A 23452-nucleotide genomic window follows, 5' to 3' on the forward strand; every position below is an offset into this window, starting at 1 on the left:
ATCGCCATGAGACACCGTATCGCCGTCGTCGGCGCCGGCCCCGCCGGACTCACCTTCGCCCGCGTCCTCCACCGCCACGCCCACCCCGTCACCGTCCTCGAACGCGACCCCGCCCCCGACGCCCGGCCCCCCGGCGGCACCCTCGACCTCCAGCAGGGACTCGGCCAGCTCGCCCTGCGCAAAGCGGGCCTCCACGCCGACTTCCGGGCACTGTCCCGCCCCGAAGGACAGGCCATGCGCATCCTCGACCCGGACGGCACCGTCCTGCGCGACTGGAAACCCCGCCCCGACGACCACGCCCACCCCGAGATCGACCGCGGCCAACTCCGCGACCTGCTCCTCGGCCCCCTCGACGTCCACTGGGGCCGCAGCGTCACGAGAGTCGTCCCGACCCCCGGCGACGGCACCACCGTCCACTTCACCGACGGACGGCACCAGACCTACGACCTGGTGATCGGCGCGGACGGCGCCTGGTCCCGCGTCCGCCCCGCACTCTCCCCCGAGACACCGCACTACACCGGCGTCACCGCCGTCGAGACCTCCCTCCCCGACCTGGACACCCGCCACCCCGACCTCGCCCGCCTCGTCGGCGACGGATCGATGGCCGTGTTCGGCCGCAACCGCGCCCTCGTCGCCCAGCGCGGCAGCGGCGGCCACGTCAAGGCCTACGCCCAGTTCCGCGCCCCGCTGGACTGGCACACCGACCTCGACCCGGACGACGCCGACGCCGTCCGGTCACGCCTGCTCGCCCTCTACGACGGCTGGACGGCCCCCGTCCTCGACCTCCTGCGCCACGGCACCACGTTCACCCACCGCCCCATCCACGCCCTGCCCGTCGCCCACACCTGGACGCACGTCCCCGGCGTGACCCTGCTCGGCGACGCCGCCCACCTGATGCCCCCGCTCGGCGCCGGCGCGAACCTCGCGATGCTCGAAGGCGCCGAACTCGCCGAATCCATCGCCGCCTCCGCCCCCGGCGACCTGGACGACGCCGTCCGCGCCTTCGAGGAACGCATGTGGGCCCGCGCCGGCAGATGGGCGCAGCACACGACCGCCGGCCTGGAACGCCTCGTCGGCCCCGACCCCAGCGAGGCGCTCGCTCTCTTCGATGAGGTTCACATGAGCTGACCTGCTGTGGTTACATCCCGGCTAGCACCTTTACATAGTAAGGTATGTCCTGGTGGACCGAGCCACCGTTCCGGACCCGCCATAATCTGAGGAGTGCGGCCAAGCAGCTCCTACGCCTTCCTCGACCACCCCGGCCCGATCCCCTTCGCCCACCGGGGCGGGGCGGGCGGACGCCCCGAGAACTCCCTCGCGGCCTTCCAGCGCGCCGTCGACCTCGGCTACCGCTACCTGGAGACCGACGCCCACGCCACCGCCGACGGCGTCGTCGTCGCCTTCCACGACCGCACCCTCGACCGCGTCACCGACCGTGCGGGCGCCCTCGCCGCCCTCCCCTACGCCGAGGTCGCCCGCGCCCGGATCCACGGCACCGAACCCATCCCCAAACTCGAGGACCTCCTCGGCTCCTTCCCCGAGGCGCGCTTCAACATCGACCTGAAGGAGGCCTCGGTCATCGGCCCCCTCGCCCGCGTCCTGCACCGCACCAAGGCCTGGGACCGCATCTGCCTGACCTCCTTCTCCACCCGCCGCCTCATGCAGATGCGCGCCCGCCTGCCCCTGTTCACCGACCAGGACGTCTGCACCGCCCTCGGCCCCCGCGGCCTGATGGCCCTGCGCGCCAAGTCCTACGGCGGCCCCACCGCCAAACTCGTCCGCCTCGCCGCGACCGGCGTCGCCTGCGCCCAGGTCCCCTACGGCCTCGGCCCGGTCCCGTTCGTCACCGAGGCGTTCATCGCCAAGGCCCACGAACTCGGCCTGAAGGTCCACGCCTGGACCGTCAACGACCCCGCCGTCATGGAACGCCTCCTGGACATCGGCATCGACGGCATCATGACCGACGACCTGGTCGCCCTCCGCCACGTCCTCTCCGCCCGCGGCCTCTGGCGCCACTGACCCCCTCCCCCACCCACCCGATCCATCCCGCAGCCCCCTCGCACAAGGCCCGAGAGCGCCCGCCCACCGACGACGCGCTCACCTGACCGGTCCGCCGATCACGGCGTTGGGCGCGCGAAGCGGTTCGACGCGGGTTCTCGAATGGGCACCGGGCCATGTTCGATACCCACAGTTCGCATGTTCTCGCCAAATGATCATCACTCAGCGCTAGCATCGATAAACGTAAAGTCAGTGAAGCCTGGCGGCAGGAGGATCTCGATGCGCCGGATCGACCCGACCACGCGACCGTGCAACCTCGCCTTACCGGAGGAGATTCGCCCAGAGGACGGGCTCTCCCACGTCCTCTACCGCTTCTTCGCCGAGGGTGGCGACCTGCTGTACGTGGGCATCACGGACGGCGATCCGAGCGTTCGGTGGTCGTCCCACCAACGCCACGCCGGCTGGTGGAAGGACGTCGCCTTCGTGCACGTGGAGCACTTCCCGGACCTGGCCTCGGTGCGGACGGCGGAACTCGCGGCGATCCGGGCCGAGGCCCCGCGCCACAACATCGCCGACACACCCCGGGTCGAGGAGCGCGCCTCGGCCTCTTCCAGCAAGAAGGCCGTGCGGCGCGGCAGCCAGTCGCTTCCGCCCAATCCCTCGGTCTCCGCCACCGAGGCGCGGATCATCATCAAGGAACTGGTCAGCCGCGTGGTCTACAGCGGCGAGACCGTCACCATCACTCGTCACGGGCGGCCGGTGGCCCATCTGGTCAGCATGGACGACTGGGAACTGCTTCAGCAGGCCAAACGAGGGCTCACCGGCCCGTCAGCCCCCGACACCGGCACAGCGCCGCCGTCCGGCAGTGAGGCCGAAACCCCTCAGGCGCCCCCTGCGCCGAGCTACCTCTCCGAAGCCGGCGAGACGGTCAACGGCCGAAACCCGGACGGTGACCGTGCGGGCCACCGGGGCGGTACTCCGCGGCGATCCGCAGCGGCCCCCCAGGACGCTGGCTTTCACCTTGCTGATCGGGGCCCGGCGGGATGGGCCCCGCCTGCGTGAGGTCGTAACGCCGCTCCCGCATGCTCCGCAGGAGCTCCAGGTCTTCCGGAGACACCAGAGCCGCCATCGCGCGTCCGCGACGGGTGAGGACCACGGGCTCGCCGGTGTAGGCGACTTTGTTGACCAGGTCGGCGAACTGGGCTCGAGCTTCCGTTACCGGCACATCCACGAGATTCATCGTATAGCGAAAACCCCGCCTCCCTCTGGTGACGCGATCCCGCGCGTCCTACGCTCCTGAACTGTACCTACCGTACAGTTGATCAAGGGGCATCGATGCGGATAGCGCAATGGAACGACGAGGGGCGTGCGGAGACGTTCGTGGGGCGGTCGCGGACGGCGGTGGAGGCGCCGGAGGCTGCGCTGGGGACCGAGGCGCTGTTCCAGCGGCTGCTGGGGCAGCGGATCGTGTTCCTGGGCGAGGAGGTCGACGACCGCGTCGCCAACCGGGTGTGCGCGCAGCTGCTGCTGCTCGCGGCGCAGGACGCCGAGCGGGACATCACGCTGTACGTCAACTCCCCCGGCGGGGTCGTGGACGCCGGCATGGCGATCTACGACATGATGCAGTTCGTCCCGAACGACGTGTCGACCGTGGCGCTCGGGATGGCGGCGTCGATGGGGCAGATGCTGCTGTGCGCGGGCGCGCCCGGTAAGCGGTACGCGCTGCGGCACGCGCGGATCATGATGCACCAGCCGCACGGCGGGATCGGCGGGACGGCGTCCGACATCAGGATCCAGGCCGAGCAGTCGGTGTACCTGAAGCGGACCCTGTTCGAGCTGATCTCCCATCACACCGGGCAGCCGCTGGAGCGGGTCGTGGAGGACGGCGACCGGGACCGGTGGTTCACCGCCGAGCAGGCCCGCGAGTACGGGTTCGTCGACCACGTCGTCGACTCGACCGACCGGGTCGGGTCGTGACCGGGCCGCGCGCCGAGGGGCGCTACGTGATGCCGTCGTACGTCGAGCGGACGTCGTACGGGGTGAAGGAGAGCAATCCCTACAACAAGCTGTTCGAGGAGCGGATCGTGTTCCTCGGGTCGCAGGTGGACGACACGGCCGCCAACGACGTCACCGCGCAGCTGCTGGCGCTGGAGGGGATGGACCCGGACCGTCCGATCAACCTGTACATCAACTCGCCCGGCGGGTCCCTGACGGCGATGCTGGCGATCTACGACACGATGCAGTACGTCCGGCCGGTGGTCGAGACGACGTGCGTGGGGCAGGCGGTGTCGGCGGCGGCGGTCCTGCTGGCGGGCGGCGCGAAGGGCAGGCGGCAGGCGCTCGCGGGGGCGCGGATCCTGCTGCAGGAGCCGGCGGTGGACGTGACGCGCGGGTCGTCCAGCGACATGGAGATCCAGGCGGCGGAGATCCTGCGGCTGCGGGACCAGACCGAGCGGATCGTGGCGGAGGCGACCGGCCGCGACGCCGAGACCGTCCGGCGGGACCTGGACCGGGCGCGGTTCTTCACCGCGGCCGAGGCGCTGGAGTACGGGCTGGTCGATCATGTGCTGACGTCCCGCAAAGGGTGAACGGTGCGTCACGGGCCGGTGGCGAATACGGAAAAGTACCAGGGTTGGAACACGGTCCGACTGGGAATCTTGCGGAGGTACTCAGCGTTGGTCTGGACAAGACCGCAAGCCGTCTGGGAGGCACGTGACGATGGCGGAGCGCGCACTTCGCGGCACTCGACTCGGAGCGACCAGCTACGAGAACGATCGCAACACCGATCTGGCCCCACGCCAGGAGGTCGACTACACCTGCGGCAAGGGGCACCGGTTCACCGTGACGCTCGCTGCCGAGGCCGAGGTGCCCATGACCTGGGAGTGCCGCAGCTGCGGCGCGACCGCACTGCGGGTGGACGGCGAGCTGCCCCAAGCCAAGAAGGGTAAGCCGCCGCGGACCCACTGGGACATGCTCATGGAACGGCGGACGCTGGAGGATCTGGAGGAGGTGCTGGCCGAACGCCTGGAGATCCTGCGTTCGGGCCGGCGCAGGACCGCCTGACAGCCCGAACGGCGCCTGCCCCGACAACCGCCGGGCCGCCCCCGTCTTCGCGACGGGGGCGGCCCGGCGGTTTTTTCTCGTCCCGGGGCGCGTCCGCGGGCCCGGTCGGGCGTCCGGTGGGGCGTCCGCTGTCAGTTCACGTCCGGGCGCGTCTGCGGGGGTCCCGGTCGGGCGGTGGTCGTCGGGTTCAGGGGCGGTCGTCGTCGTGGATGACCTCGCCCTGGACGACCGTTCCGCGCGGCGCCGCGCCGGTCTCGCCCGCCGGGCCGGACGGCGGGCCGAACGGGCCGGTGCCGGTGCCGGTGCCGAATCCGCCGGGGCCGGTCATGCCGGGCGGGAAGGCGCCCGTGCGGGCCTGGACGGCGGCCAGGCGGCGCGCGGCGACCCGGCCGAGCAGCCGCCGCACCGGGGGCCGGGTGAACGGCAGGACGAACGCGAGCCCGAGCAGGTCGGTGAGGAAGCCGGGGATCATCAGCAGGACGCCGCCGGCCATCACCAGGGCCGCGTCGCCGAGCTCGCGTTCGGGCGGTTCGCCGCGGGTGAGGGCGGCGTTGAGGGCGCGCCAGGCGCGGCGGCCCTCGCGGCGGACGAGCCAGCCGCCCAGCAGCAGCCCGGCGACGAGCAGCGCCGCCGTCGGCCAGCCGCCGAGGGCCTGTCCGACCTGGACGATCAGCATGATCTCCAGCACGGGCAGCAGCAGGAACGACAGGACCAGGACGAGCGGCAGCATGGCTCCATCTTCGCTTCGGGTGGACGGACCGTCACCCATCACAACGCCGCGCCCGGCCCGAACGTTTCCCCCGGCCGTCCCGCGTCCGGCGGGGTCAGTGGCGGCCGCGTAGACGGGCGACGCGGTCGGCGACGCCCCACTGGGTCACGCGGAGCATCGCCTCGATCATGATGTCGCGGCTCATCTTGCTGGTGCCGTGGACGCGCTCGACGAAGGTGATCGGGACCTCGACGACCCGCAGGCCCTGCTTGAGGGAGCGGCGGGCCAGGTCGATCTGGAAGCAGTAGCCGCGGGAGTCGACGCCGTCCAGGCCGATCTTCTGCAGGGTCGCGGCGCGGAACGCGCGGTAGCCGCCGGTGGCGTCGCGCAGCGGCAGCCCGAGCATCATCCGGACGAACACGTTGCCGCCGCGGGAGATGAACTGGCGCGACAGGGGCCAGTTCTCGATGCGCCCGCCGGGGATGTAGCGGGCGCCGAGGACCAGGTCGGCGTCCTGCAGGGCGGTGAGCAGGCGGGGCAGTTCCTCGGGCTGGTGGGAGCCGTCGGCGTCCATCTCGACCATGACGTCGTAGCCGTGCTCGGCGGCCCAGCGGAACCCGGCGATGTAGGCGGCGCCGAGGCCCTCCTTGCCCTGGCGGTGCAGGACCTTGACGTGGTCGTCGCCGGCGGACAGCTCGTCGGCGAGCTTGCCGGTGCCGTCGGGGCTGTTGTCGTCGGCGACGAGGACGTCCACCTCGGGCACGGCCGCGCGGACGCGGCCCACGATGCGCTCGATGTTGTCCCGCTCGTTGTAGGTCGGGATGATCACAAGGACCCGGCCCAGGTCGGCTGGGATGTCCATCGGCGTCAGTTCTCCTCGTCGTCGGTGCGTGCTTCCCCCACAGTGTCCCGCACGGGCGGGGGCTCCGCGTCCCGGCCGGCGGGGCGCTGCGGGAGCGGCTCGGCGCGGCGGCGGCGCGCCGAGCCGAGGCCGGCGGCGACCGCCCCGAGGGCCGCGAGGGTGAGGGCCCATTCGGGGAGCGCGCCCAGGCGGTCCGCCATGGTACGCGAGGTCCGCGCGGGGACCGTGGCGACCTGGAGGGCCGGGACGAACTCCTTCGACCGGGCGATCATACGGCCGTCGGGGGCGACGATGGCGCTGATGCCGCTCGTCGCCGCCACCAGGATCGTACGGCCGTGCTCGACCGCGCGCAGCCGCGACATGGCGATCTGCTGCGGGGGCAGGCTGGTCTCGCCGTAGGTGGCGTTGTTGGTCTGGACGACCATGACGTCGCCGGGTGCGGAGTCGCGGGTCTCCTTGTCGTAGGCGACCTCGAAGCAGATGACGTCGCCGATCGTGATCGGCCCCAGCTTCATCACCCCGGAGCGGTTCCCCTTGACGAAGTCGCGGGGGACGCGCTGGAAGCGGGTGATGAGCTTGGTGAGGATGTCGCGGAACGGGAGGTACTCGCCGAACGGGACGGGGTGCCGCTTCACGTAGTAGTTCCCGGGGCCGCTTTTGGGGTCCCAGACGATGCCGCGGTTCTCGATCTTCTTGCCGTCGGGGGTGTCGACCAGCGCGCCGACCAGGACGGGCACGCCGATGTCGCGGACGGCGCCGTCGATGGCCTGGTAGGCGTCGGGTTCGGTGAACGGGTCGAGGTCGCTGGCGTTCTCGGGCCAGATGACCAGCTGCGGGCGCGGCACCCGTCCGGCGCGGATCTCGGCGGCGAGCTTACGGGTCTCGCGGACGTGGTTGTCCAGGACGGCGCGGCGCTGCCCGAGGAAGTCCAGGCCGAGCCGGGGCACGTTCCCCTGGACGACCGCGACGGTGACGGGCCGTCCGCCGGTGGGTGTGGGGATCGCCAGGCCGCCGGCGACGACCAGCGCGGCCAGGACGACGGCGGCGCCGGCGCCGGCCACGGGCCCGCGCCACCCGCCGCCCCCGGCCCGCTCAGTGCCCTTGGCCCGCTCAGTGCCCTCGGCCGGCTCAATGCCCTTCGCTGGCTCGGCGTCATCGGCTCGCTCGGCACCGCCGGGAGCCTCGGCGAGGGCGGGGCGGGCGGGGCGGAGGCGCCAGGCGGTGGCGGCGGCGTAGGCGAGCAGGCCGCCGACGAGCGCGGTCAGGAAGGTGACCAGGGGCGCGCCGCCGAGGGAGGCGTAGGGGGTGAAGGGCGTGGCGGTCTGGCTGAACGCCAGCCGCGCCCAGGGGAACCCGCCGAACGGCTGGCGTCCGCGCAGGGCCTCCTCGGCGACCCATCCGGCGGCGGTCCACAGCGGCCAGGCGGGCAGGCGGGTGACCACGGCGGTCCCGGCGGCGAGCGGGATGAAGTAGAGCGCCTGGACGAGGCTGAGCAGCACCCAGCCGTCCCAGCCGACCTTGTGGATGCCCTCCAGGACGGGCAGGAAGAACACCGCGCCGCCGACGAACCCGAGCCAGGCGGCGGTGCGGGCGGGCACGCCGCGCCAGGCGAGGGTGAGCAGCGCGACCGCGGGCGGCCCGAGGTAGGGCAGGTCGACGGGCGGGAACGCCAGCCACAGCAGCAGCCCGGCGGCGACGGTGACGGCGTGCCGGGGCCATCCGGCGCGTCCGCCGCGCCGGATCCGCGCCCAGCGGCTCTCCGCGGCCTCGCCGGACGGCTCGGGGGCCGGGAGCCGGTCGGGGGCCGGTTCGGCGCCCGCCTCGTCCGGGCGGGGGCCCGGCTGCCGTTCCGGGAGGGTGTCGTGCGCCACCGCGGCTCCTTGTCCGATGGGTCGGCGTCCGTTGTGGACCGGCCGAACGCTACCGGTTCGGCGGCACTGGCACGACCGGGCGGGCGTGGACCGGCGCGCGGCGTCCGCCTGCCGGAGGTTGTACCCCGTCCGGCCGGCGGCCACGACGCGCGGCGAGCCGCGGGGCACGCGGCGGGCCGGGACGCGCGGCGGGACGGCCTGTGGCGAGGCGGCCGGGGCGGGGTGGGGCGGGGGCACGGAAGAGGGCCCCTGGCATCCGTCGGGCCGGCGCCGTCCCCACAGGCGGTGGGAGCGGTGCACCGTTTTCTACTGGATGTCGGGGCCCTTCCCGGGTCCAACCCCCGCGCGATCGGGCGGCTCCGCTCCGGACGGCGCCGTGCGCCGAGCCTGGTGAGGACGGGGCGGGGGTGGTGGCCCGCGGCCCGCCGTGGCGCGGTGGCCGGTGCGCGCCGGGGCGGCCGATCGGTGAGTCCCGTGCTGGACTGGAGCAAAACTACCCAGTTCCGCGACCTTGTCAACCGCCTCCGGCGGGCCCGCCGGCGCGGTGCCCGGCGCGGGCCGGACACGCGCTGGTCACGTGCCGTTCAGGCGGGTTCAGGGCACCACGACGGTTCCGGTGGCGGTGACGACGGTGACCGGTTCGGCGAGGACCTCGGCGGCGGACTCGCCCTTGTCGGGGCGGCCGCGGCAGATCACGCGGGCGGTGAGGTCGAGGGTGCGGCTGCGGCGTCCGACGCGGGTGACGACGGCGGTGGCCTCCACGACGTCCCCGGCGCGCAGGGGGGCGCGGAACTGGACGTCGGAGTAGGACGCGAACAGGCCCTCGTCGCCGTCGGTGCGGATGCACACCTCGGTCGCGACGTCGCCGAACAGGCCGAGGACGTAGGCGCCGTCCACCAGGTTCCCGGCGTAGTGGGCATGGGAGTAGGGGACGTAGCGGCGGTGGGTGACGGTCAGCCCGGTCCGGGGGTCGGCCTGCCCGGCGTCGGCCTGCCCGGCGTCGGCCTGCTCGGGGGCGGGCGCGGGGTCGGTCATGCGTTCTCCTCGGGGCCGGTCGACGCGGCGGGCAGCAGGGCGTGGACGAGGTAGGAGGCGACCTCCGACGGGGTGGTGCCCTTGCCGAAGATGCGGTCCACGCCCAGGTCGGACGGGGTGACGGTGTCGAAGCGGGGGCCGCCGACCACCAGCAGGGGGCGGCCGATGCCGGCGGCGACGGCGGTGGGGTACTCGGCGTGGAACGCGGCGGCCATCTGCTTGGTGTTGTGCAGGTGGGCGTTGCGCTGGGTGACGACCTGGGAGACCAGGACGGCGTCGGCGTCCTCGGCCTTGGCGCGGTCGACGAGCTCCTCGACGGTGACCTGGGCGCCCATGTTCACCACCTGGATCTCGCGGTAGTACTCCAGGCCCTTCTCCCCCGCGAAGCCCTTGACGTTGAGGATCGCGTCGATGCCGACGGTGTGGGCGTCGGTGCCGATGCAGGCGCCGACGACGACCAGGCGGCGGCCGAGCGTCCCGCGGATCGCCTGGTTGATCTCCGGCGCGGACAGCAGCGGGTACTCGCGGCCCTCGGGGACGGGGATGGAGGCGTAGTCGATGAGGTGGCCGGTGCGGCCGTAGACGATGAAGAAGGTGAAGTCGGGGCCCATGGGCTTGGCGTGCACGACGCTGGCGGGGTCCAGGCCCATCTTGGCGGCGAGCTGGAGCGCGGCGGCGTCGGCGCGGGGCCCGGCGGGGACGGGCAGGGTGAACGACATCTGGACCAGGCCGTCGCCGGTGGTGTCGCCGTAGGGGCGGATGACCTGCCGGGTGTCGGCGGGCTGGGCGGGGGCCTGCGTCCCGGTTCCGGTGAGCGGGTCGGCGGTCATGCGGGCACCTCCTGCGGGGCGGTCGCGGCGTGCGGGTCCTCGGCGTCGAGGATCTCGATGGCGGGGTTGACGTAGCCGTCGGCGCGTTCGACGACGCCGTCCAGGCCCTTGCCGGCGTCCGGGGGGCGGCGGGTGACGCCGAAGGTGCCCTCGGCGATGGCGGTGAGCAGGCCGTCCCTCTCGACGCGCTCCAGCAGGTCGACCGACTCCGCCAGGACGCGGCGGGCGCGTTCGGCGACGAAGCCGTCCGGGCGGGGGACGAAGTCCTCGGCGAGGCCGCCGCAGGCGTCGCGGACGTAGCGGACGTTCTCCAGCGCCAGGTCGCGGTCCGACAGCCAGGGGGTGTGGATGCCCTCGGTCATCATCCCGATGAGGATGATCGACTGGCCGGTCATGACGCCGGCGAGGTTGAAGAAGGCGTCCAGCAGGTAGCCGGCGAAGATGTTGCCGGTCATGTGCTTGGTCGGCGGCATGTACTTCAGCGGCGCGTCGGGGAACAGTTCGCGGACGAGCTGGGCGTGCGCGAGTTCCAGCCGGAACGACTCGGGGATCCTCGGGTTGATCTCGAAGGCGTGGCCGAGGCCGAGCTGGGCGTCGGCGAGGCCGGCCTCGTGCCCGAACCGCTCGTTGAGCAGCTGCGACACGATGACGGTGTGCGCGGCGTCGACGGCGTCGGCGGTGGTGAGGTAGTTGTCCTCGCCGGTGTTGACGACGATCCCGGCGCGGGCGTGGATCTGCCGGGAGAACCGCTGGTCGATAAAGGTCCGGCGGGGGTTGATGTCGCGGAAGATGATGCCGTACATGCAGTCGTTCAGCATCATGTCGAGGCGTTCGAGCCCGGCGAGGGTGGCGATCTCGGGCATGCACAGCCCGGAGGCGTAGTTGGTGAGCCGGACGTAGCGGCCGAGCTCGCGCGACACCTCGTCCAGGGCGGCGCGCATGAGCCGGAAGTTCTCCTGGGTGGCGTAGGTGCCGGCGTAGCCCTCGCGGGTGGCGCCCTCGGGGACGAAGTCCAGCAGCGACTGCCCGGTGGAGCGGATGACGGCGACGACGTCGGCGCCCTCGCGGGCGGCGGCCTGCGCCTGCGGGATGTCCTCGTAGATGTCGCCGGTGGCGACGATGAGGTAGATCCACGGCTGGGCGGGGTCGCCGACGCCCGCGAGCATCCGGTCGCGTTCGGCGCGGCGGCGGTCGATGCGGGTGATGCCGCCGCGCGCGGCGCGGCGGGCGGCGTCGTGGGCGGTGCGGGCGTCGCCGCCGGTGGGCAGGCGGAAGCTCGCGCGTCCGGCGGCGGCGGCGCGGGCGAGGTCGGCCAGGGAGCTGTGGCCGCCCTGCAGGAGGGCGTCCCAGACGGGCAGGGCGACGCCGTGCTCCAGGCCGACCTGCGCCCGGACGGCGTCGACGAGGTGGTTGGCCCAGGGGCGGCCCTCGGCGTCGGCGCCCGACAGCCCGGCCAGGCGGAGCAGGGCGCGCTCGACCGAGACGGTGGTGTGGGTGCGGGCCATCCGGATGACGGGTTCGGCGGCGCGGGCGGCGAGGTCGCGGGCCCTGCGGACGACCTGGGGGTCCAGGTCGAGCTTGCCCCGCGTGTTCGGGCCGGTCACCGGGGTGCCCCCCGCGACGGGTCAGTGCGCAGGTCGGTCGGCATCGCCGTTCCCTTCTCCGCCGCGGTTCCCTTCCGCGCCGGCTTCGGGCACGCCGGACGGGCCGCGACGAACAATCGTCCTCATTGACGCGTTCTCTACGGAAGATCTTCCGGTATGTACCACGTCACGCGCAAGAACCTCTTTGCAGTCCGTCCGCAAAGAGCGTTCCGGTCGTCCGACTCCGGCCTGACCGGCATGAAAACAAGTTTGTTCGGCTAAGTAAGTGGAGGCGGACGCGCCGCCCCGCCGCGCGCCCGCCACCCCGGCGACACGCGCTCCCACGCGCACGACAGGCGCACGACAAGCGCACGACACGCACCGAGGAGAACCAGCGCAATGTGCGGAATCACCGGATGGGTGGACTTCGGCCGCGACCTCACCGCGGGCGCGGCCACCGCGGACACCGCCCGCACCGCGGCCGAGATGGTCGCCACCATGGCCTGCCGCGGCCCCGACGACCAGGGCGTGTGGACCTCCCCCCACGCCGTCCTCGGCCACCGCCGCCTCGCCGTCATCGACATCGAGGGCGGACGCCAGCCCATGGCCGCCCCCGCCGACCCCGCCACCCCCGGCCGCCCCGACCCCGCCGCCGGCCCGGGCACCACGCCCGCCGCCGGGCCGGGCGCCGGCCCGGCGGCCGTGCTCACCTACAGCGGCGAGGTCTACAACTTCACCGAGCTGCGCGCCGAGCTCACCGCCCTCGGCCACCGCTTCCGCACCCGCTCCGACACCGAGGTCGTCCTGCACGCCTACCTCCAGTGGGGCGAGCACCTCGCCGAACGCCTCAACGGCATGTACGCCTTCGCCGTCTGGGACGCCCGCACCGAGGAGCTGCTGCTGGTCCGCGACCGCCTCGGCGTCAAACCCCTCTACTGGCGGCGGCTGCCCGGCGGGCTGGCGTTCGGGTCCGAACCCAAGGCGATCCTCGCCCACCCCGGCGCCGACGCCGTCCTCGACGCCGACGGCCTGCGCGGCATCCTCGGCTTCTTCAAGGATGTCGGCCGCTCCCCCTACCGCGACATCCAGGAACTACGGCCCGGGCACGTCCTGCGGATCCGCCGCTCCGGGCTGACCGTCCGCCGCTACTGGCGGCCGCCGTCCGACCCGCACACCGACGACCTGCCCACCAGCGTCGCCCGCGTCCGCGAACTGCTGGAGGACATCGTCACCCGCCAGCTCGTCTCCGACGTCCCGCTGTGCACGCTGCTGTCGGGCGGCCTCGACTCCAGCATCGTCACCGCCCTCGCCGCCGCGCGCGGCCCCGTCCGCTCCTTCGCCGTCGACTTCACCGGCCAGGCCGAGAAGTTCGTCCCCGACCTCATGCGCGACACCCCCGACACCCCGTTCGTCCACGAACTCGCCGAGCACGCCGGGACCGAGCACGCCGACATCGTCGTGGACGCCGCCCGCCTCGCCGACCCCGAACTGCGCGCCACCGTCGTGCGCGCCTTCGACGCCCCCGCCGTCAACGGCGACATGAACTCCTCCCTGTACCTGCTGTTCCGCGCCATCCGCGAGAAGTCCACCGTCGCGCTGTCGGGTGAGTCGGCCGACGAGGTGTTCGGCGGCTACCTGTGGTTCCACGACGCGGGCGCCGTCCGCGCCGACACCTTCCCCTGGGTCGCGATGGCGCTGCGGCCGGGCGTCTCCGCACGGTTCGGCGCCGACCAGTCCGGCCCCTTCGACCGCGGCCTGCTCCAGACCCTCGACATGCCCGCCTACCTCGCCGACGAGTACGCCAAGGCCGTCGCCGACGTCCCCGACGTGCCCGGCGACGACGAGCACGAGCGGCGCATGCGGCGCGTCTGCCACCTGCACCTCACCCACTTCCTGCCGATGCTCCTGGACCGCAAGGACCGCGCCAGCATGGCCGTCGGCCTGGAGGTCCGCGTCCCGTTCTGCGACCACCGGCTCGTCGAGTACGTCTACCGCACACCCTGGGCCATGAAGACCCACGACGGCCGCGAGAAGAGCCTGCTGCGCAGCGCCGGCCGGCACCTGCTGCCCGAGTCCATCGCCCAGCGCCGCAAGAGCCCCTACCCCGCCATCCAGGACCCCGCCTACGAGCTGGCGCTGCGCGACCAGGTCCGCGACCTGCTCGCCGACTCCACCGCCCCCGTCACCCCCCTGCTCGACCGCGGCGCCGTCAAGCGGATGGCCGACCGGCCCATGGACGAGGCCGTCACCACCGGCTTCGGCGGACGCCGCAGCGCGTTCGAACTCGTCCTCAGCCTCGACGCCTGGCTCCGCGAACAGAACGTCCGCCTCGACCTGTGACCGGCCCGCTCCGACCGGCCGCCTGACCTCCGGCGCCTGCCGCCTGATCCCTGACGCCGGGCGCCTGACGTCTGGCGCCCGGCGTCCTGCGCGGTGGAACCGGCCCGGGTCGCACCCCGGGCCGGCCGCGCACCTCTTCTCCGCTCCCCCCGATCCCGGGTACCCGCCGGGGATCGCTCTCGGTACCGGTCCGGTCACGCTCACGCACAAAGCGCCATCCGAGCACGCAAGGTGAAGCTAAAATCACCAGCCGTCACCAACGGTGCTCGACCGGAAATCGGAAGTGGGCCATGCCTGTCTATCTGCTCGCGGCGGCGTGCGCGGTCGCCGTCGTGGTCATCGCGAGCCGGCTGCTGCGCCGCCTCGGCCGCGGCTCCGACGACGACTCCCCCGACGGCCCCACCACCAACCACGCCGGCGCGATGCTGTCGGCGCTGTTCCTGCTCGCCTTCGCCATCGCGATCGTCGTGCCCTGGACCAACGCCGACTCCGCCCGCTCCAACACCTCCACCGAGGCGCAGGCCCTGGTCGAGACCTACTGGTCCGCCGGACGCCTCGACCCCGCCGACGCCGCCCGCACCCGCGCCGAACTCGCCGACTACGCCACCTTCGTCCACCGCACCGAATGGCCCCTCATGCGCGACCACGGCAGGCTCAGCCCCGACGGCTGGGCCCGCCTGGACCGGCTCCGCCGCGAGACCATCGCCGTCCCCTTCAAGGACGGCGACGACTCCCAGGACGCCCGCACCGCCGTCCTGGACCACCTGTCGGAGATCTCCGCCGCCCGCCACCAGCGCGCCATGGACGCCCGCGCCCACCCGCCCGCCGGGCTCCTCGCCATCACCCTGCTCACCGGTCTCCTCGTCATCGTCCTGCCGCTCCTCGGCGGCGCCCGCCCGCGCGGCGCCGCGCTGGTCCCGCTCGGCCTGATGGGCGCGCTCCTCGCCGTGGGCATCTACCTCGCCCTCGACATCTCCCACGTCTTCTCCGGCGCCCTCGCCGTCCACCCCGACGCGTTCACCGCCGTATCCGGGGAGTTCGGACGCATCGCGCAGGGAGGCTGACGTGCGCCGCGCGCTCGCCCTCCCCGCGCTGCTGCTGCTCACCGCGGCCGCGAGCGGCATGGCCCCCCTCCTCACCGCCCCCACGGCCGCCGAGTCGCCCCCGTCACCGGCTCCGTCCACGTCCGCGGCGGCGCCCCCTTCCGCGTCACCACCCGTGTCCCCGGCCGCGGCTCCGTCCCCGGCCGCGGCCCCGTTCGCGGACGGCGCGAGCACCGCGACACCGCGGCCTCGGCACACCCCGACGTTCACCGCGTCGCCCGCGCACACGCCACGCACCGCCCGAACCTCCTCGCCGGACGCGACGCCCAGCGCTTCCCCGGCCCCGGCCCCGGCCTCGCCCTCGGCCGACCCCACGCCGACGCCGACGCCCACGTCCACGTCCACGTCCACATCAGCTTCGGCCTCGGTCTCGGTGTCGGTGCTCGACCCCGACCCCACACCGACCTCACCGGGGACGGTCCTGAGCGTGTGCATCCACGCGGGTGGACTCGTGCAGGTCTCGATCGGCGTCGGCGTCTTCGGACCGGCGTGCGGGGGACCCCAGCCCCCGCCGCCACCGCCTCCCCCGCCGCCGACCACGCCGCCGCCTCCGACGACCCCGCCCCCGGTGACGATTCCTCCGGTCGCGCCGCCGCCTCCGCCGCCTCCGCCGGCCGCGTCGCCCAAACCGCCGCCGGTGGCGTTGCCGCCCGTGCCGCATCCGCGGCCCGCCGCGCCTCCCGTCCAGCCACCGCCGCCACAGCCACCGCCTCCGCCGCCACCGGCCCGGGCCGCGGTCGTGCCGCAGCCGGCGAAGCCCGCGCCGAAACTCTCGGCGCGCAAGCCGAGACGCGAGCCGCACCACCCGATCGCGTTCGCCCATCCGAAACGGCGCACCGGGCTCGCCGCGCCGCTGGTGACCGTCGTCCTCGCCGTCGTGATCAGCGCGGGCGTCGCCACCCTCTTCGCGCACTGACCGGAGAACCGGCGGGAGAGCCGAGGCCGCCGCACCCGCACTCAGCGGGCGCGGCGGCCTCACGTCGTCTCAGCGGCCGAGCAGGTGCCGGTGGAGCGGCAGCCACGACGCGCCCGCGCAGCGCGCCGCGACCTCGTCCGGCGGCAGCCACGCCGCCTCGGCGCACTCACTGCCGTCCGCCGGACGCGTCGCCGGACCCGGCCCGTCCAGCCGCGCGGTGAAGAACGCCATGAACGTCTCCGGCGGATACCCGTAACCGTCCGGCGGCGCGGCCTCCAGCGTGACCGCCTGCCCGCCGAACAGGCGCAGCCTCCCCGCCGGGACGGCCAGCCCCGTCTCCTCCGCCAGCTCCCGCGCCGCCGCGTCCGCCGGGGACTCGCCCGGCTCCACGTGCCCGCCGGGCACCTCCCAGCCCCGCCCCGGACGGTCCACCCGCGTCAGCAGCGTCCGCCCGCCCGAGTCCAGGACCAGCGCGAACGCCGTCGTCACCACCCGGCCGCCGGCCGGGACCTCCCGCGTCAGCAGCAGGTCCATCCGATGCGCGACCGGGATCCACGGGACCGTCACCGTCTCCACCACCATGCCTGCCATGCCCGCCATGATCGCCATGATCGCCCATCCGGCCGGGCCGCGCCGCACCGCTCAGGGACACACCGCTCACAGGCGCACCGCTCAGAGGCGGCCCTCGAACAGCGCCCGCACCCCCGGCTCGGACCGCAGCAGGTTCAGCGCAGTCTCCGCGTGCCCCGGCACGTACCCGTTCCCGATCAGCATCGTCACGTCCGCGGCCAGCCCCTCCGCGCCGAGCGCCGCCGCCGGGAACGACGTCGCCATCGAGAAGAACACCACCGTCCCGCCCGGCGCGGTCGCCAGCACCGCGCCGTGCTCGCAGCCCGGCACGTCCACGCACACGACCGTCACGTCCACCGGGTCGCCGAGCGCCGCCGCGACCGCGACCGGGTCCCGCGCGTCCGCCAGCACCACCCGGTCCGCCAGCCCGGACGCCTCCAGCCGCCGCCGCTCGTCCTCCGACGGCACCAGCCCGACCGTCGCCGCCGCGCCCGCCCGCCGCGCCGCCGCCAGCGCCAGCGAACCGCTCTTGCCCGCCGCGCCCAGCACCGCCACCGTCGGCGGCGCGGCGAACCCCGACACCACCCGGTGCGTCAGCGCGGGCGCTCCGCACACGTCCATCACCGCCAGCGCCAGCGGGACGGGCAGGTCGTCCGGCAGCACCGCCGCGATCGACCGCGCGAACAGGATCGCGTGCCCCTCGGCCGGGACCTGCTCCGACAGCCCGTCCCAGCGGGCCAGCCCGTCGGTGATCGCCAGCGGCGTCAGCGTCAGCGACACCAGCGTCGCGACCCGGTCGCCCGGCCTCAGCCCCAGCGGCGACTCCGGGCCGACCTCCTCGACCGTCCCGACCAGCATCCCGCCCGACCCGGTCACCGGGTTGTGCATCTTGCCGCGCTCGCGGACGATCCGCAGCACCTCGTCGCGGATCGCCGCGCCGTCCCCGCCGTGCGCGGTGTGCAGCTGCCGGTAGGACGCCGCGTCCAGGTTCAGCCGCTCCACCGCGATCCGCACCTCGTCCGGCCCGATCGCCGGATCGGCGTCCAGCCGGTGCGCGGCCTGCGGCAGCACCCCCGGCGGCTCCAGCACCCGGCGCAGCCCCACGGCCCTCCCGACCGCTCCGCCCGCAGGGGCACCCGCAGCCCCCGGAGCCCCGCCACGGGCCTCCGCGAGCACCTCGGCTCCCCCCGCCGCCTCGGACGTTCCACCGGTCCCGGCGTCCCGCACGCGCCACCTCCCACCCGACCCCGGAAGAGTCCTGAAAGATATCCGGGGTATCACTACTTCACGCGGAAGTCTTCCCGTATCGCTGGACTTATACAAGACTTTCACGCGATCACATCGCATCGCGAGGAGAGAGGGTCAACGATGACCACCGCCCTGCGTCCCGACACCGCCGGCCGCCCACCGGCCGAACCCGCCGGTCAGCCCTACGTCTACCGGCGCAGGCCCCTCACCGAACCCGACTGGCGCCGCTTCCCCGGATGGCGCGACGTCACCACCGCCGACTGGGAGTCCGCGCAGTGGCAGCGCGCCCACTGCGTCAAGAACGTCCGCCAGCTCCGCGCCGTCATGGGCGACCTGCTCGACGAGGGGTTCTACGCCGACCTCGAACGCGACCAGCGCGAACGCGCCACCATGTCCATGCTGGTCCCCCCGCAGATGCTCAACACCATGGACACCGCCTCCACCGAGGCGTTCTACGCCGACCCCGTGCGCCGCTACATGATCCCGGTCCACTCCGACCGCCGCACCGACTGGCCGTCCCACCCCTACGCCACCCGCGACTCCCTCCACGAGGCCGAGATGTGGGCCGTCGAGGGCCTCACCCACCGCTACCCCACCAAGGTCCTCGCCGAACTGCTCCCCACCTGCCCGCAGTACTGCGGCCACTGCACCCGCATGGACCTGGTCGGCAACTCCACCCCGACCGTCGACAAGCACCGCTTCACCATCAAGCCCCCGGACCGGCACGCCGCCATGCTCGACTACCTGCGCCGCACCCCCGGCGTCCGGGACGTCGTCGTCTCCGGCGGCGACGTCGCCAACCTCCCCTGGCCCCGCCTGGAGTCCTTCGTCGACGCCCTGCTCGACATCGACAACATCCGCGACATCCGCCTGGCCAGCAAGGCCCTCATGGGCCTGCCCCAGCACTGGCTCCAGGACGAGGTCCGCGCCGGCATGGAACGCCTCGCCGGCAAGGCCAACCGGCGCGGCGTCCAGATCGCGATCCACACCCACGTCAACGCCGCCCGCTCGGTCACCCCGCTGGTCGCCCGCGCCGCCCGCGCCATGCTCGACACCGGCGTCCGCGACGTCCGCAACCAGGGCGTCCTGCTCCGCGGCGTCAACGACACCCCCGAGGAACTCCTCGACCTGTCGTTCGCGCTCCTCGACGAGGCCGCGATCATGCCCTACTACCTGTACATGTGCGACATGATCCCCGGCTCGGAGCACTGGCGGCTCGCCGTCTGGGAGGCGCAGCGGCTCCAGCACGCGATCATGGGCTACCTGCCGGGCTTCGCCACCCCGCGGATCGTCTGCGACGTCCCCTACGTCGGCAAGCGCTGGGTGCACCAGCTCGCCGAGTACGACCGCGAGCGCGGCATCTCCTACTGGACGAAGAACTACCGCACCGGCATCGAGCTCGCCGACCCCGAGGCCCTCAACCGCCGCTACGAGTACTACGACCCGATCCACACCCTGCCCGAGTCCGGGCGCGCCTGGTGGCGCGACCTGCCCGACCTGCAGGCCGACCCGACCGCCACTCGCGACTGACCGGCCGCTTGTCCCGGCCGTCCGCTCTACCGGGGCGAGCGGACAGTCGGCGAACGCCGCCCGCCTTTACAAAGTAGATCACTAAGGCCGGAGCCGGGCCGGCGGGCGCTCAGCGCGAAGAGCAGGACGACTCGTCCGGCTCCGGCTCCGCCTCGTCCAGCGCCGTCCTCAGGTCGAACCGCTTCACGTTCAGCTTCCGGTACACGTTGGTGAGGTGCTGCTCCACCGTGCTGATGGTGATGTACAGCTTCTTGGAGATCTCCCGGTTGGTGTAGCCGTCGGCGGCCAGCGTCGCCACCCGGTGCTCCCGCTCGCTCAGCCGCGCGGACGACGGCTCCTCGACCGGCTCGGGACGCTCGGCGTCACGCGCGCGCGGGGGCTCCTTCGGCACCAGGCCGCGGCACTCCCGCAGGAGCGCGTCCGCCTCGTCCGCCAGCTCGCGGGCGCGGGCGGCGTCGCCGAGCTTCCGGTACGCGGCCCCGAGGTCGGCGAGGGCGTAGGACAGCTCCAGGCGGTCCCCCGCGGTCGCCAGGCACTCCACCGCCTCGCCGAGCAGCGCCGCCCCCTCCCGCGGGTCGGGGACCGTCGCGGCCCGCACCCGCATCGCCATCCCCCGCGTGCGCGCGTGCCGGGGCTGGGAGATCTCGAGCTGCTCGTCCAGCAGCCGCCGGGCGCCGCGCGGGTCGCCGAGCCGCAGCAGGGCCTCCGCCGCACCGACCCGCCACGGCTCGATCGCCGACAGGGCCTCGTTGCGGTCGCACTCCCGGAAGTCGTAGAGCGCCGCGCGGTACCGGCCCGCCGCCAGGTGGTGCCGCCCCCGCGCGTACAGGTAGTGGAGCCAGATCGAGGTCCGCGGCATCTCCACGGGCGTCCCGACCGCCAGCGCGTCCGCCGCGCGGTCCAGCCGGTCCAGCGCCGTCCGGGCCAGGACGAGGCAGGCCAGCGGCAGACCCACCGCGATCCCCCAGCTCTTCAGCGGGATCATGTCCAGCGCGGCGCGGGCGCCGCGCTCCGCCTCCACCAGCCGGCCCTGCCGGAAGTGGATCAGGGCGCGCTGGGCCGTCAGCAGCGCCTCCCACGTCGGGCTGCGCCGCGCGGCGGCCTGCTCGACGAGCGCGTCGGCGTAGCGCGCCGCCCGGCCGAGGTCGTCGTTGTAGAACAGGCCGCCCAGGCCGATCGACAGGCGGGTGAAGCTGTGCGGGCCGAGCGGGCTGCGCTCCAGCACCGCCTCGATCGCGCCGAGGTCGCAGTCCTTCCAGTTGAGCAGCTCCGCCGCCAGCGTGGTGGCGACCTCGGTGGAGGTGACCAGCTCGGCCAGGCGGGCCTCGCCGTACCTGGCGTCCCCGTGCACCGAGCCCTGCTGGAGCAGCTCCGGGTACAGGTAGTACAGCCACACCTGCGGCGAGTCGGCGTCCTCCGGCGCCGGGGCGTCTCCCTCACCGGCCGCCGCCTCGCCGCCCGACGCCCCCGACGCACCCGGCCCGCCCGACGCACCCGGCCCGCCCGACGCGCCGCGCCCGGCGACCGCCTTGCGGAGCATCTCCATCGCCTCGGGCGCGCGGCCGTGCCACATCAGCACCGCCACCGGCGTCACGACCCCGGACGGCTCCAGCCGCCCCTCGTCCTGCGCCCTGCGGAACTCGGGCAGGTGGCGCAGGACGGCGCCGGGGTCCACCTGCCACTCGGCGTCGGCGAGCCGCCGCGCGACCGCGAGCCGCCGGTCGTCGTCGCACATCTGGTAGGCGGTCTTCAGGTAGCGGATCGCCGCGGTCGGGTTCCCCGCCGACAGCGCCTGCTCGGCCGCCTCCTGGAGGATCGGGGTCACCCACGGCGCCCTGGCGGTGTTGGAGGCGATGACGTGGTCGGCGACCACGGTGGCGCGGGCGCCCTCGGCGTGCAGCAGCGCGGCCGCCCGGTCGTGCAGCGCGCGGCTCTCGTTGGTGGGGACGCGGTTCAGCACCGCCGCCTTCAGCGCGGCGTGCCGGAAGGCGGTGCCGGTCAGCACGTTCGCCGCCGTCAGGGCGTTGACGGCCTGCTCGACCGAGGCGATGTCGAGCCCCAGCAGCCTGCTGATGAACGACAGCGGCTGCGGCTCCCGCAGGATCGCGATCGCGCGCGCGACGTCCGGCACGGGGAACTCGTGCCGCTGCAGGAAACCGAGGATCGCCCTGCTGTAGGTCTCCCCCGCCACCAGCTCCGGCTCGTCCGCCACGGTCCCGGGCCGCTCCGCGCGCGGCGCGGCGAGCAGGTCCTCGATGAGCGCGGCCACCAGGGACGGCAGCCCGGCGCTCGCCCGGTGGATGCCGGGGGCCAGCCGCGCCGCCGTCCCGCCGTCCAGGTGGTGGGCGAGCATCGCGCCGACGCCCGCCTCCGAGAGCGGCCCCAGCGTGATCCGGACGGACTGGGGTTCGCTGTACAGCTCGCTGTGCATCGGGGCGGGCACGGCGCGCGAGGTCGGGCACTCGGTGAGGACGGCCAGCAGCCGCGCCGACCTCAGCCTGCGGAGCAGGTACAGCAGGATCCGCAGCGAGGTCTCGTCGGCGTAGTGCATGTCGTCGACGCCGATGACCACGGGCCGCTGCTCGGTCAGGTCGCGGACGATCTCCCACAGCTCCCGGAACACCGGGACGAGCTCGCCGGTCGCGTCCGGCCCGGCCTCGGGAGTGTGCAGCAGGGACGTCATCGCGTTGGCGTCCAGCCACCGCGCCGCGCGTTCCGAACTCGTCTCCGGAAGTTCGGGGTTCCGCAGCAGCTGCTCCAGCACGCCGCAGGACAGCTCTTTCTCAACGCTCGAAGAATTAGCCCCGAGGAATACCGCGCCGGACTCTCCGGCCTGCTCGGCGAAGGCGCGCAACAAAGCCGTCTTACCGGTGGCGAAACCGCCACCGACGATCACCACCCGACTTCGCCCCTCCAGGCAGTCGGCGAACAACCCGCGCAGGGTTTCGCGTTCATTGTCCCGCTCTACCAGATACAAAGAATCCACCGTCCGGTCGATGCCTCACTGTCGGTGACGCTCGGCTTTCCGCGCGCCGCGGCCTGGCATTGTCCTGCCGTATTCCCCCTGCCTTCATGATCAGAACGGACGGATTCCGAGTCGTCGCGGGAGCGGAGGCGCGCTTCCGCGCGGTGGCCGCCGCGGGACGGCGCCGCGGGGCGGGCGCCCGTGGCCGGCGGCCGGGCGCGGCGGCGCCGCGCGCGGAGCGCCTGCCGGCGCCGCGGCGGCGGTGGGCGGAGGTCCGGGGTGGTGGACGTCCGGACGGGAGCTAGGCGGGCGGGAAGCCCGGCGCGCTCGGCGAGCGGCGCGGCGCGGGGCGTCCGGGGCGGGGTCGGCGGGGTGGCGGGGCGAGAGCGGCGGGCGGTGAGAACGCTCCAAGTCGGGAGGGGCAGTGTCCCATACGAACATTGAAAGGCTTTCAAACGCCGTAATCAAGGCGGTCAAGGCCGGTTTCGGGCCGCGTCACGGCGGTCGGCGCGCGGCACGCCGCCCCGCAATTCGGCGACCGCGGCAACAATCCCGTGGGCGCCCGCCGCCATCCCCCGTCCGCCACCTGGCGAAGTCACCGCGCGTCGCGGCCGGCGCGCCGCGAGTTCCGCAGAAAGTGCCAATCCCGCAGCAGCGGATTGGCACTTTCCGTGAACGCGGGAGTTCACCGCGCGACGCTTACCGTGCGTTGATGTGATCGGCATCACATCGCCGCCGGACCGCGTTCCCGGGACGCCACTCGGCGGATTTCCCCGCGGACAAGCCCCGCTTAAGCGACGGCGGTGACCATGGCCCTGGCGCCGTGCCG

At 73.9% G+C, this 23452-nt stretch carries 19 protein-coding genes and 1 pseudogene; 10 read left to right on the forward strand and 10 right to left on the reverse strand.

Features of this window, described 5'->3' with window-relative positions; all coding sequences use genetic code 11:
* Positions 1-6 precede the first annotated feature (6 nt).
* The 3 genes from ACFPCY_RS09255 to ACFPCY_RS09265 all read left to right on the forward strand — a co-directional run bounded on the left by ACFPCY_RS09255 (position 7) and on the right by ACFPCY_RS09265 (position 3060).
* Positions 7-1128: an FAD-dependent oxidoreductase gene (locus ACFPCY_RS09255; protein ID WP_378253322.1), complete on the forward strand. Its 1122-nt coding sequence runs from the start codon at positions 7-9 to the stop codon at positions 1126-1128.
* 93 nt (positions 1129-1221) lie between these two features.
* Positions 1222-2019: a glycerophosphodiester phosphodiesterase gene (locus ACFPCY_RS09260; RefSeq protein WP_378253323.1), complete on the forward strand. Its 798-nt coding sequence runs from the start codon at positions 1222-1224 to the stop codon at positions 2017-2019.
* 258 nt (positions 2020-2277) lie between these two features.
* Positions 2278-3060, forward strand: a complete 783-nt coding sequence (locus ACFPCY_RS09265) for a type II toxin-antitoxin system prevent-host-death family antitoxin (protein ID WP_378253325.1) — start codon at positions 2278-2280, stop codon at positions 3058-3060.
* A gap of 28 nt (positions 3061-3088) precedes the next feature.
* On the opposite strand, the pseudogene ACFPCY_RS09270 reads toward ACFPCY_RS09265, so the two are convergent.
* A pseudogene (locus tag ACFPCY_RS09270) lies at positions 3089-3238 on the reverse strand (type II toxin-antitoxin system Phd/YefM family antitoxin); the annotation flags it as partial.
* A 95-nt stretch (positions 3239-3333) separates the two neighbouring features.
* Here ACFPCY_RS09270 and ACFPCY_RS09275 point away from each other — a divergent pair.
* The 3 genes from ACFPCY_RS09275 to ACFPCY_RS09285 all read left to right on the forward strand — a co-directional run bounded on the left by ACFPCY_RS09275 (position 3334) and on the right by ACFPCY_RS09285 (position 5061).
* Positions 3334-3975: a ClpP family protease gene (locus ACFPCY_RS09275; RefSeq protein WP_378253327.1), complete on the forward strand. Its 642-nt coding sequence runs from the start codon at positions 3334-3336 to the stop codon at positions 3973-3975.
* Positions 3972-4586, forward strand: a complete 615-nt coding sequence (locus ACFPCY_RS09280) for an ATP-dependent Clp protease proteolytic subunit (RefSeq protein WP_465251216.1) — start codon at positions 3972-3974, stop codon at positions 4584-4586. Before ACFPCY_RS09275 ends, ACFPCY_RS09280 begins: the two co-directional genes overlap by 4 nt.
* 130 nt (positions 4587-4716) lie before the next feature.
* On the forward strand, positions 4717-5061 hold the full coding sequence (locus tag ACFPCY_RS09285; RefSeq protein WP_253883020.1) for an RNA polymerase-binding protein RbpA: 345 nt from the start codon (positions 4717-4719) through the stop codon (positions 5059-5061).
* A 187-nt stretch (positions 5062-5248) separates the two neighbouring features.
* On the opposite strand, the gene ACFPCY_RS09290 is transcribed toward ACFPCY_RS09285, so the two are convergent.
* The 6 genes from ACFPCY_RS09290 to kamD form a co-directional block, all read right to left on the reverse strand.
* Positions 5249-5791 carry an FxsA family protein gene (locus ACFPCY_RS09290; protein ID WP_378253329.1) on the reverse strand — a complete coding sequence of 181 codons (543 nt, stop codon included), beginning with the start codon at positions 5789-5791 and terminating at the stop codon, positions 5249-5251.
* Between the two features lie 94 nt (positions 5792-5885).
* Positions 5886-6632, reverse strand: coding sequence for a polyprenol monophosphomannose synthase (locus ACFPCY_RS09295; RefSeq protein ID WP_378253331.1), 747 nt, complete (start codon positions 6630-6632; stop codon positions 5886-5888).
* A 5-nt stretch (positions 6633-6637) separates the two neighbouring features.
* Positions 6638-8503 (reverse strand): apolipoprotein N-acyltransferase, encoded by a 1866-nt coding sequence (gene lnt, locus ACFPCY_RS09300; protein ID WP_378253333.1) that lies wholly within the window; start codon positions 8501-8503, stop codon positions 6638-6640.
* Positions 8504-9097: 594 nt separating this feature from the next.
* Positions 9098-9538, reverse strand: a complete 441-nt coding sequence (kal, locus tag ACFPCY_RS09305) for a 3-aminobutyryl-CoA ammonia lyase (protein ID WP_378253335.1) — start codon at positions 9536-9538, stop codon at positions 9098-9100.
* Positions 9535-10368, reverse strand: coding sequence for a lysine 5,6-aminomutase subunit beta (kamE, locus tag ACFPCY_RS09310; RefSeq protein WP_378253337.1), 834 nt, complete (start codon positions 10366-10368; stop codon positions 9535-9537). The genes kal and kamE overlap by 4 nt, the downstream gene beginning before the upstream one ends.
* Entirely contained in the window at positions 10365-11972 is a 1608-nt protein-coding gene (gene kamD, locus ACFPCY_RS09315) for a lysine 5,6-aminomutase subunit alpha (protein ID WP_378253338.1), read from the reverse strand. The genes kamE and kamD overlap by 4 nt, the downstream gene beginning before the upstream one ends.
* A gap of 378 nt (positions 11973-12350) precedes the next feature.
* On the opposite strand from kamD, the gene asnB reads away from it, so the two are divergent.
* The 3 genes from asnB to ACFPCY_RS09330 all read left to right on the forward strand — a co-directional run bounded on the left by asnB (position 12351) and on the right by ACFPCY_RS09330 (position 16310).
* A complete protein-coding gene (gene asnB / locus ACFPCY_RS09320) occupies positions 12351-14291 on the forward strand; it encodes an asparagine synthase (glutamine-hydrolyzing) (protein ID WP_378253340.1) in 1941 nt (646 codons plus the stop codon).
* A 290-nt stretch (positions 14292-14581) separates the two neighbouring features.
* Positions 14582-15355 carry a bestrophin-like domain gene (locus ACFPCY_RS09325; protein WP_378253342.1) on the forward strand — a complete coding sequence of 258 codons (774 nt, stop codon included), beginning with the start codon at positions 14582-14584 and terminating at the stop codon, positions 15353-15355.
* A gap of 778 nt (positions 15356-16133) precedes the next feature.
* Positions 16134-16310, forward strand: coding sequence for a hypothetical protein (locus ACFPCY_RS09330; RefSeq protein ID WP_378253344.1), 177 nt, complete (start codon positions 16134-16136; stop codon positions 16308-16310).
* A 69-nt stretch (positions 16311-16379) separates the two neighbouring features.
* Here the strand turns inward: ACFPCY_RS09330 and ACFPCY_RS09335 are convergent, their stop codons facing one another.
* Both ACFPCY_RS09335 and kdd read right to left on the reverse strand, forming a co-directional pair.
* A complete protein-coding gene (locus ACFPCY_RS09335) occupies positions 16380-16910 on the reverse strand; it encodes an NUDIX hydrolase (RefSeq protein ID WP_378253346.1) in 531 nt (176 codons plus the stop codon).
* A gap of 72 nt (positions 16911-16982) precedes the next feature.
* Positions 16983-17984, reverse strand: coding sequence for an L-erythro-3,5-diaminohexanoate dehydrogenase (kdd, locus tag ACFPCY_RS09340; protein ID WP_378253348.1), 1002 nt, complete (start codon positions 17982-17984; stop codon positions 16983-16985).
* Between the two features lie 264 nt (positions 17985-18248).
* Here kdd and ACFPCY_RS09345 point away from each other — a divergent pair, with 264 nt between their 5' ends.
* Positions 18249-19658 carry a KamA family radical SAM protein gene (locus tag ACFPCY_RS09345; protein WP_378253350.1) on the forward strand — a complete coding sequence of 470 codons (1410 nt, stop codon included), beginning with the start codon at positions 18249-18251 and terminating at the stop codon, positions 19656-19658.
* 109 nt (positions 19659-19767) lie between these two features.
* Here the strand turns inward: ACFPCY_RS09345 and ACFPCY_RS09350 are convergent, their stop codons facing one another.
* Positions 19768-22635 carry a helix-turn-helix transcriptional regulator gene (locus ACFPCY_RS09350; RefSeq protein WP_378253352.1) on the reverse strand — a complete coding sequence of 956 codons (2868 nt, stop codon included), beginning with the start codon at positions 22633-22635 and terminating at the stop codon, positions 19768-19770.
* Positions 22636-23452 lie beyond the last annotated feature (817 nt).

Source organism: Actinomadura gamaensis (assembly GCF_042652125.1).
Lineage (GTDB): Bacteria > Actinomycetota > Actinomycetes > Streptosporangiales > Streptosporangiaceae > Spirillospora > Spirillospora gamaensis.

Excerpts from the sequence above, each read along its gene's own strand:
- ACFPCY_RS09255 (WP_378253322.1), top strand. The coding sequence starts at position 7 with ATGAGACACCGTATCGCCGTCGTCGGCGCCGGCCCCGCCGGACTCACC.
- ACFPCY_RS09265 (WP_378253325.1), top strand. The coding sequence starts at position 2,278 with ATGCGCCGGATCGACCCGACCACGCGACCGTGCAACCTCGCCTTACCG.
- ACFPCY_RS09275 (WP_378253327.1), top strand. The coding sequence starts at position 3,334 with ATGCGGATAGCGCAATGGAACGACGAGGGGCGTGCGGAGACGTTCGTG.
- ACFPCY_RS09285 (WP_253883020.1), top strand. The coding sequence starts at position 4,717 with ATGGCGGAGCGCGCACTTCGCGGCACTCGACTCGGAGCGACCAGCTAC.
- ACFPCY_RS09290 (WP_378253329.1), bottom strand. The coding sequence starts at position 5,791 with ATGCTGCCGCTCGTCCTGGTCCTGTCGTTCCTGCTGCTGCCCGTGCTG.
- ACFPCY_RS09295 (WP_378253331.1), bottom strand. The coding sequence starts at position 6,632 with ATGGACATCCCAGCCGACCTGGGCCGGGTCCTTGTGATCATCCCGACC.
- kal (WP_378253335.1), bottom strand. The coding sequence starts at position 9,538 with ATGACCGACCCCGCGCCCGCCCCCGAGCAGGCCGACGCCGGGCAGGCC.
- kamE (WP_378253337.1), bottom strand. The coding sequence starts at position 10,368 with ATGACCGCCGACCCGCTCACCGGAACCGGGACGCAGGCCCCCGCCCAG.
- asnB (WP_378253340.1), top strand. The coding sequence starts at position 12,351 with ATGTGCGGAATCACCGGATGGGTGGACTTCGGCCGCGACCTCACCGCG.
- ACFPCY_RS09325 (WP_378253342.1), top strand. The coding sequence starts at position 14,582 with ATGCCTGTCTATCTGCTCGCGGCGGCGTGCGCGGTCGCCGTCGTGGTC.
- ACFPCY_RS09335 (WP_378253346.1), bottom strand. The coding sequence starts at position 16,910 with ATGGCGGGCATGGCAGGCATGGTGGTGGAGACGGTGACGGTCCCGTGG.
- ACFPCY_RS09345 (WP_378253350.1), top strand. The coding sequence starts at position 18,249 with ATGACCACCGCCCTGCGTCCCGACACCGCCGGCCGCCCACCGGCCGAA.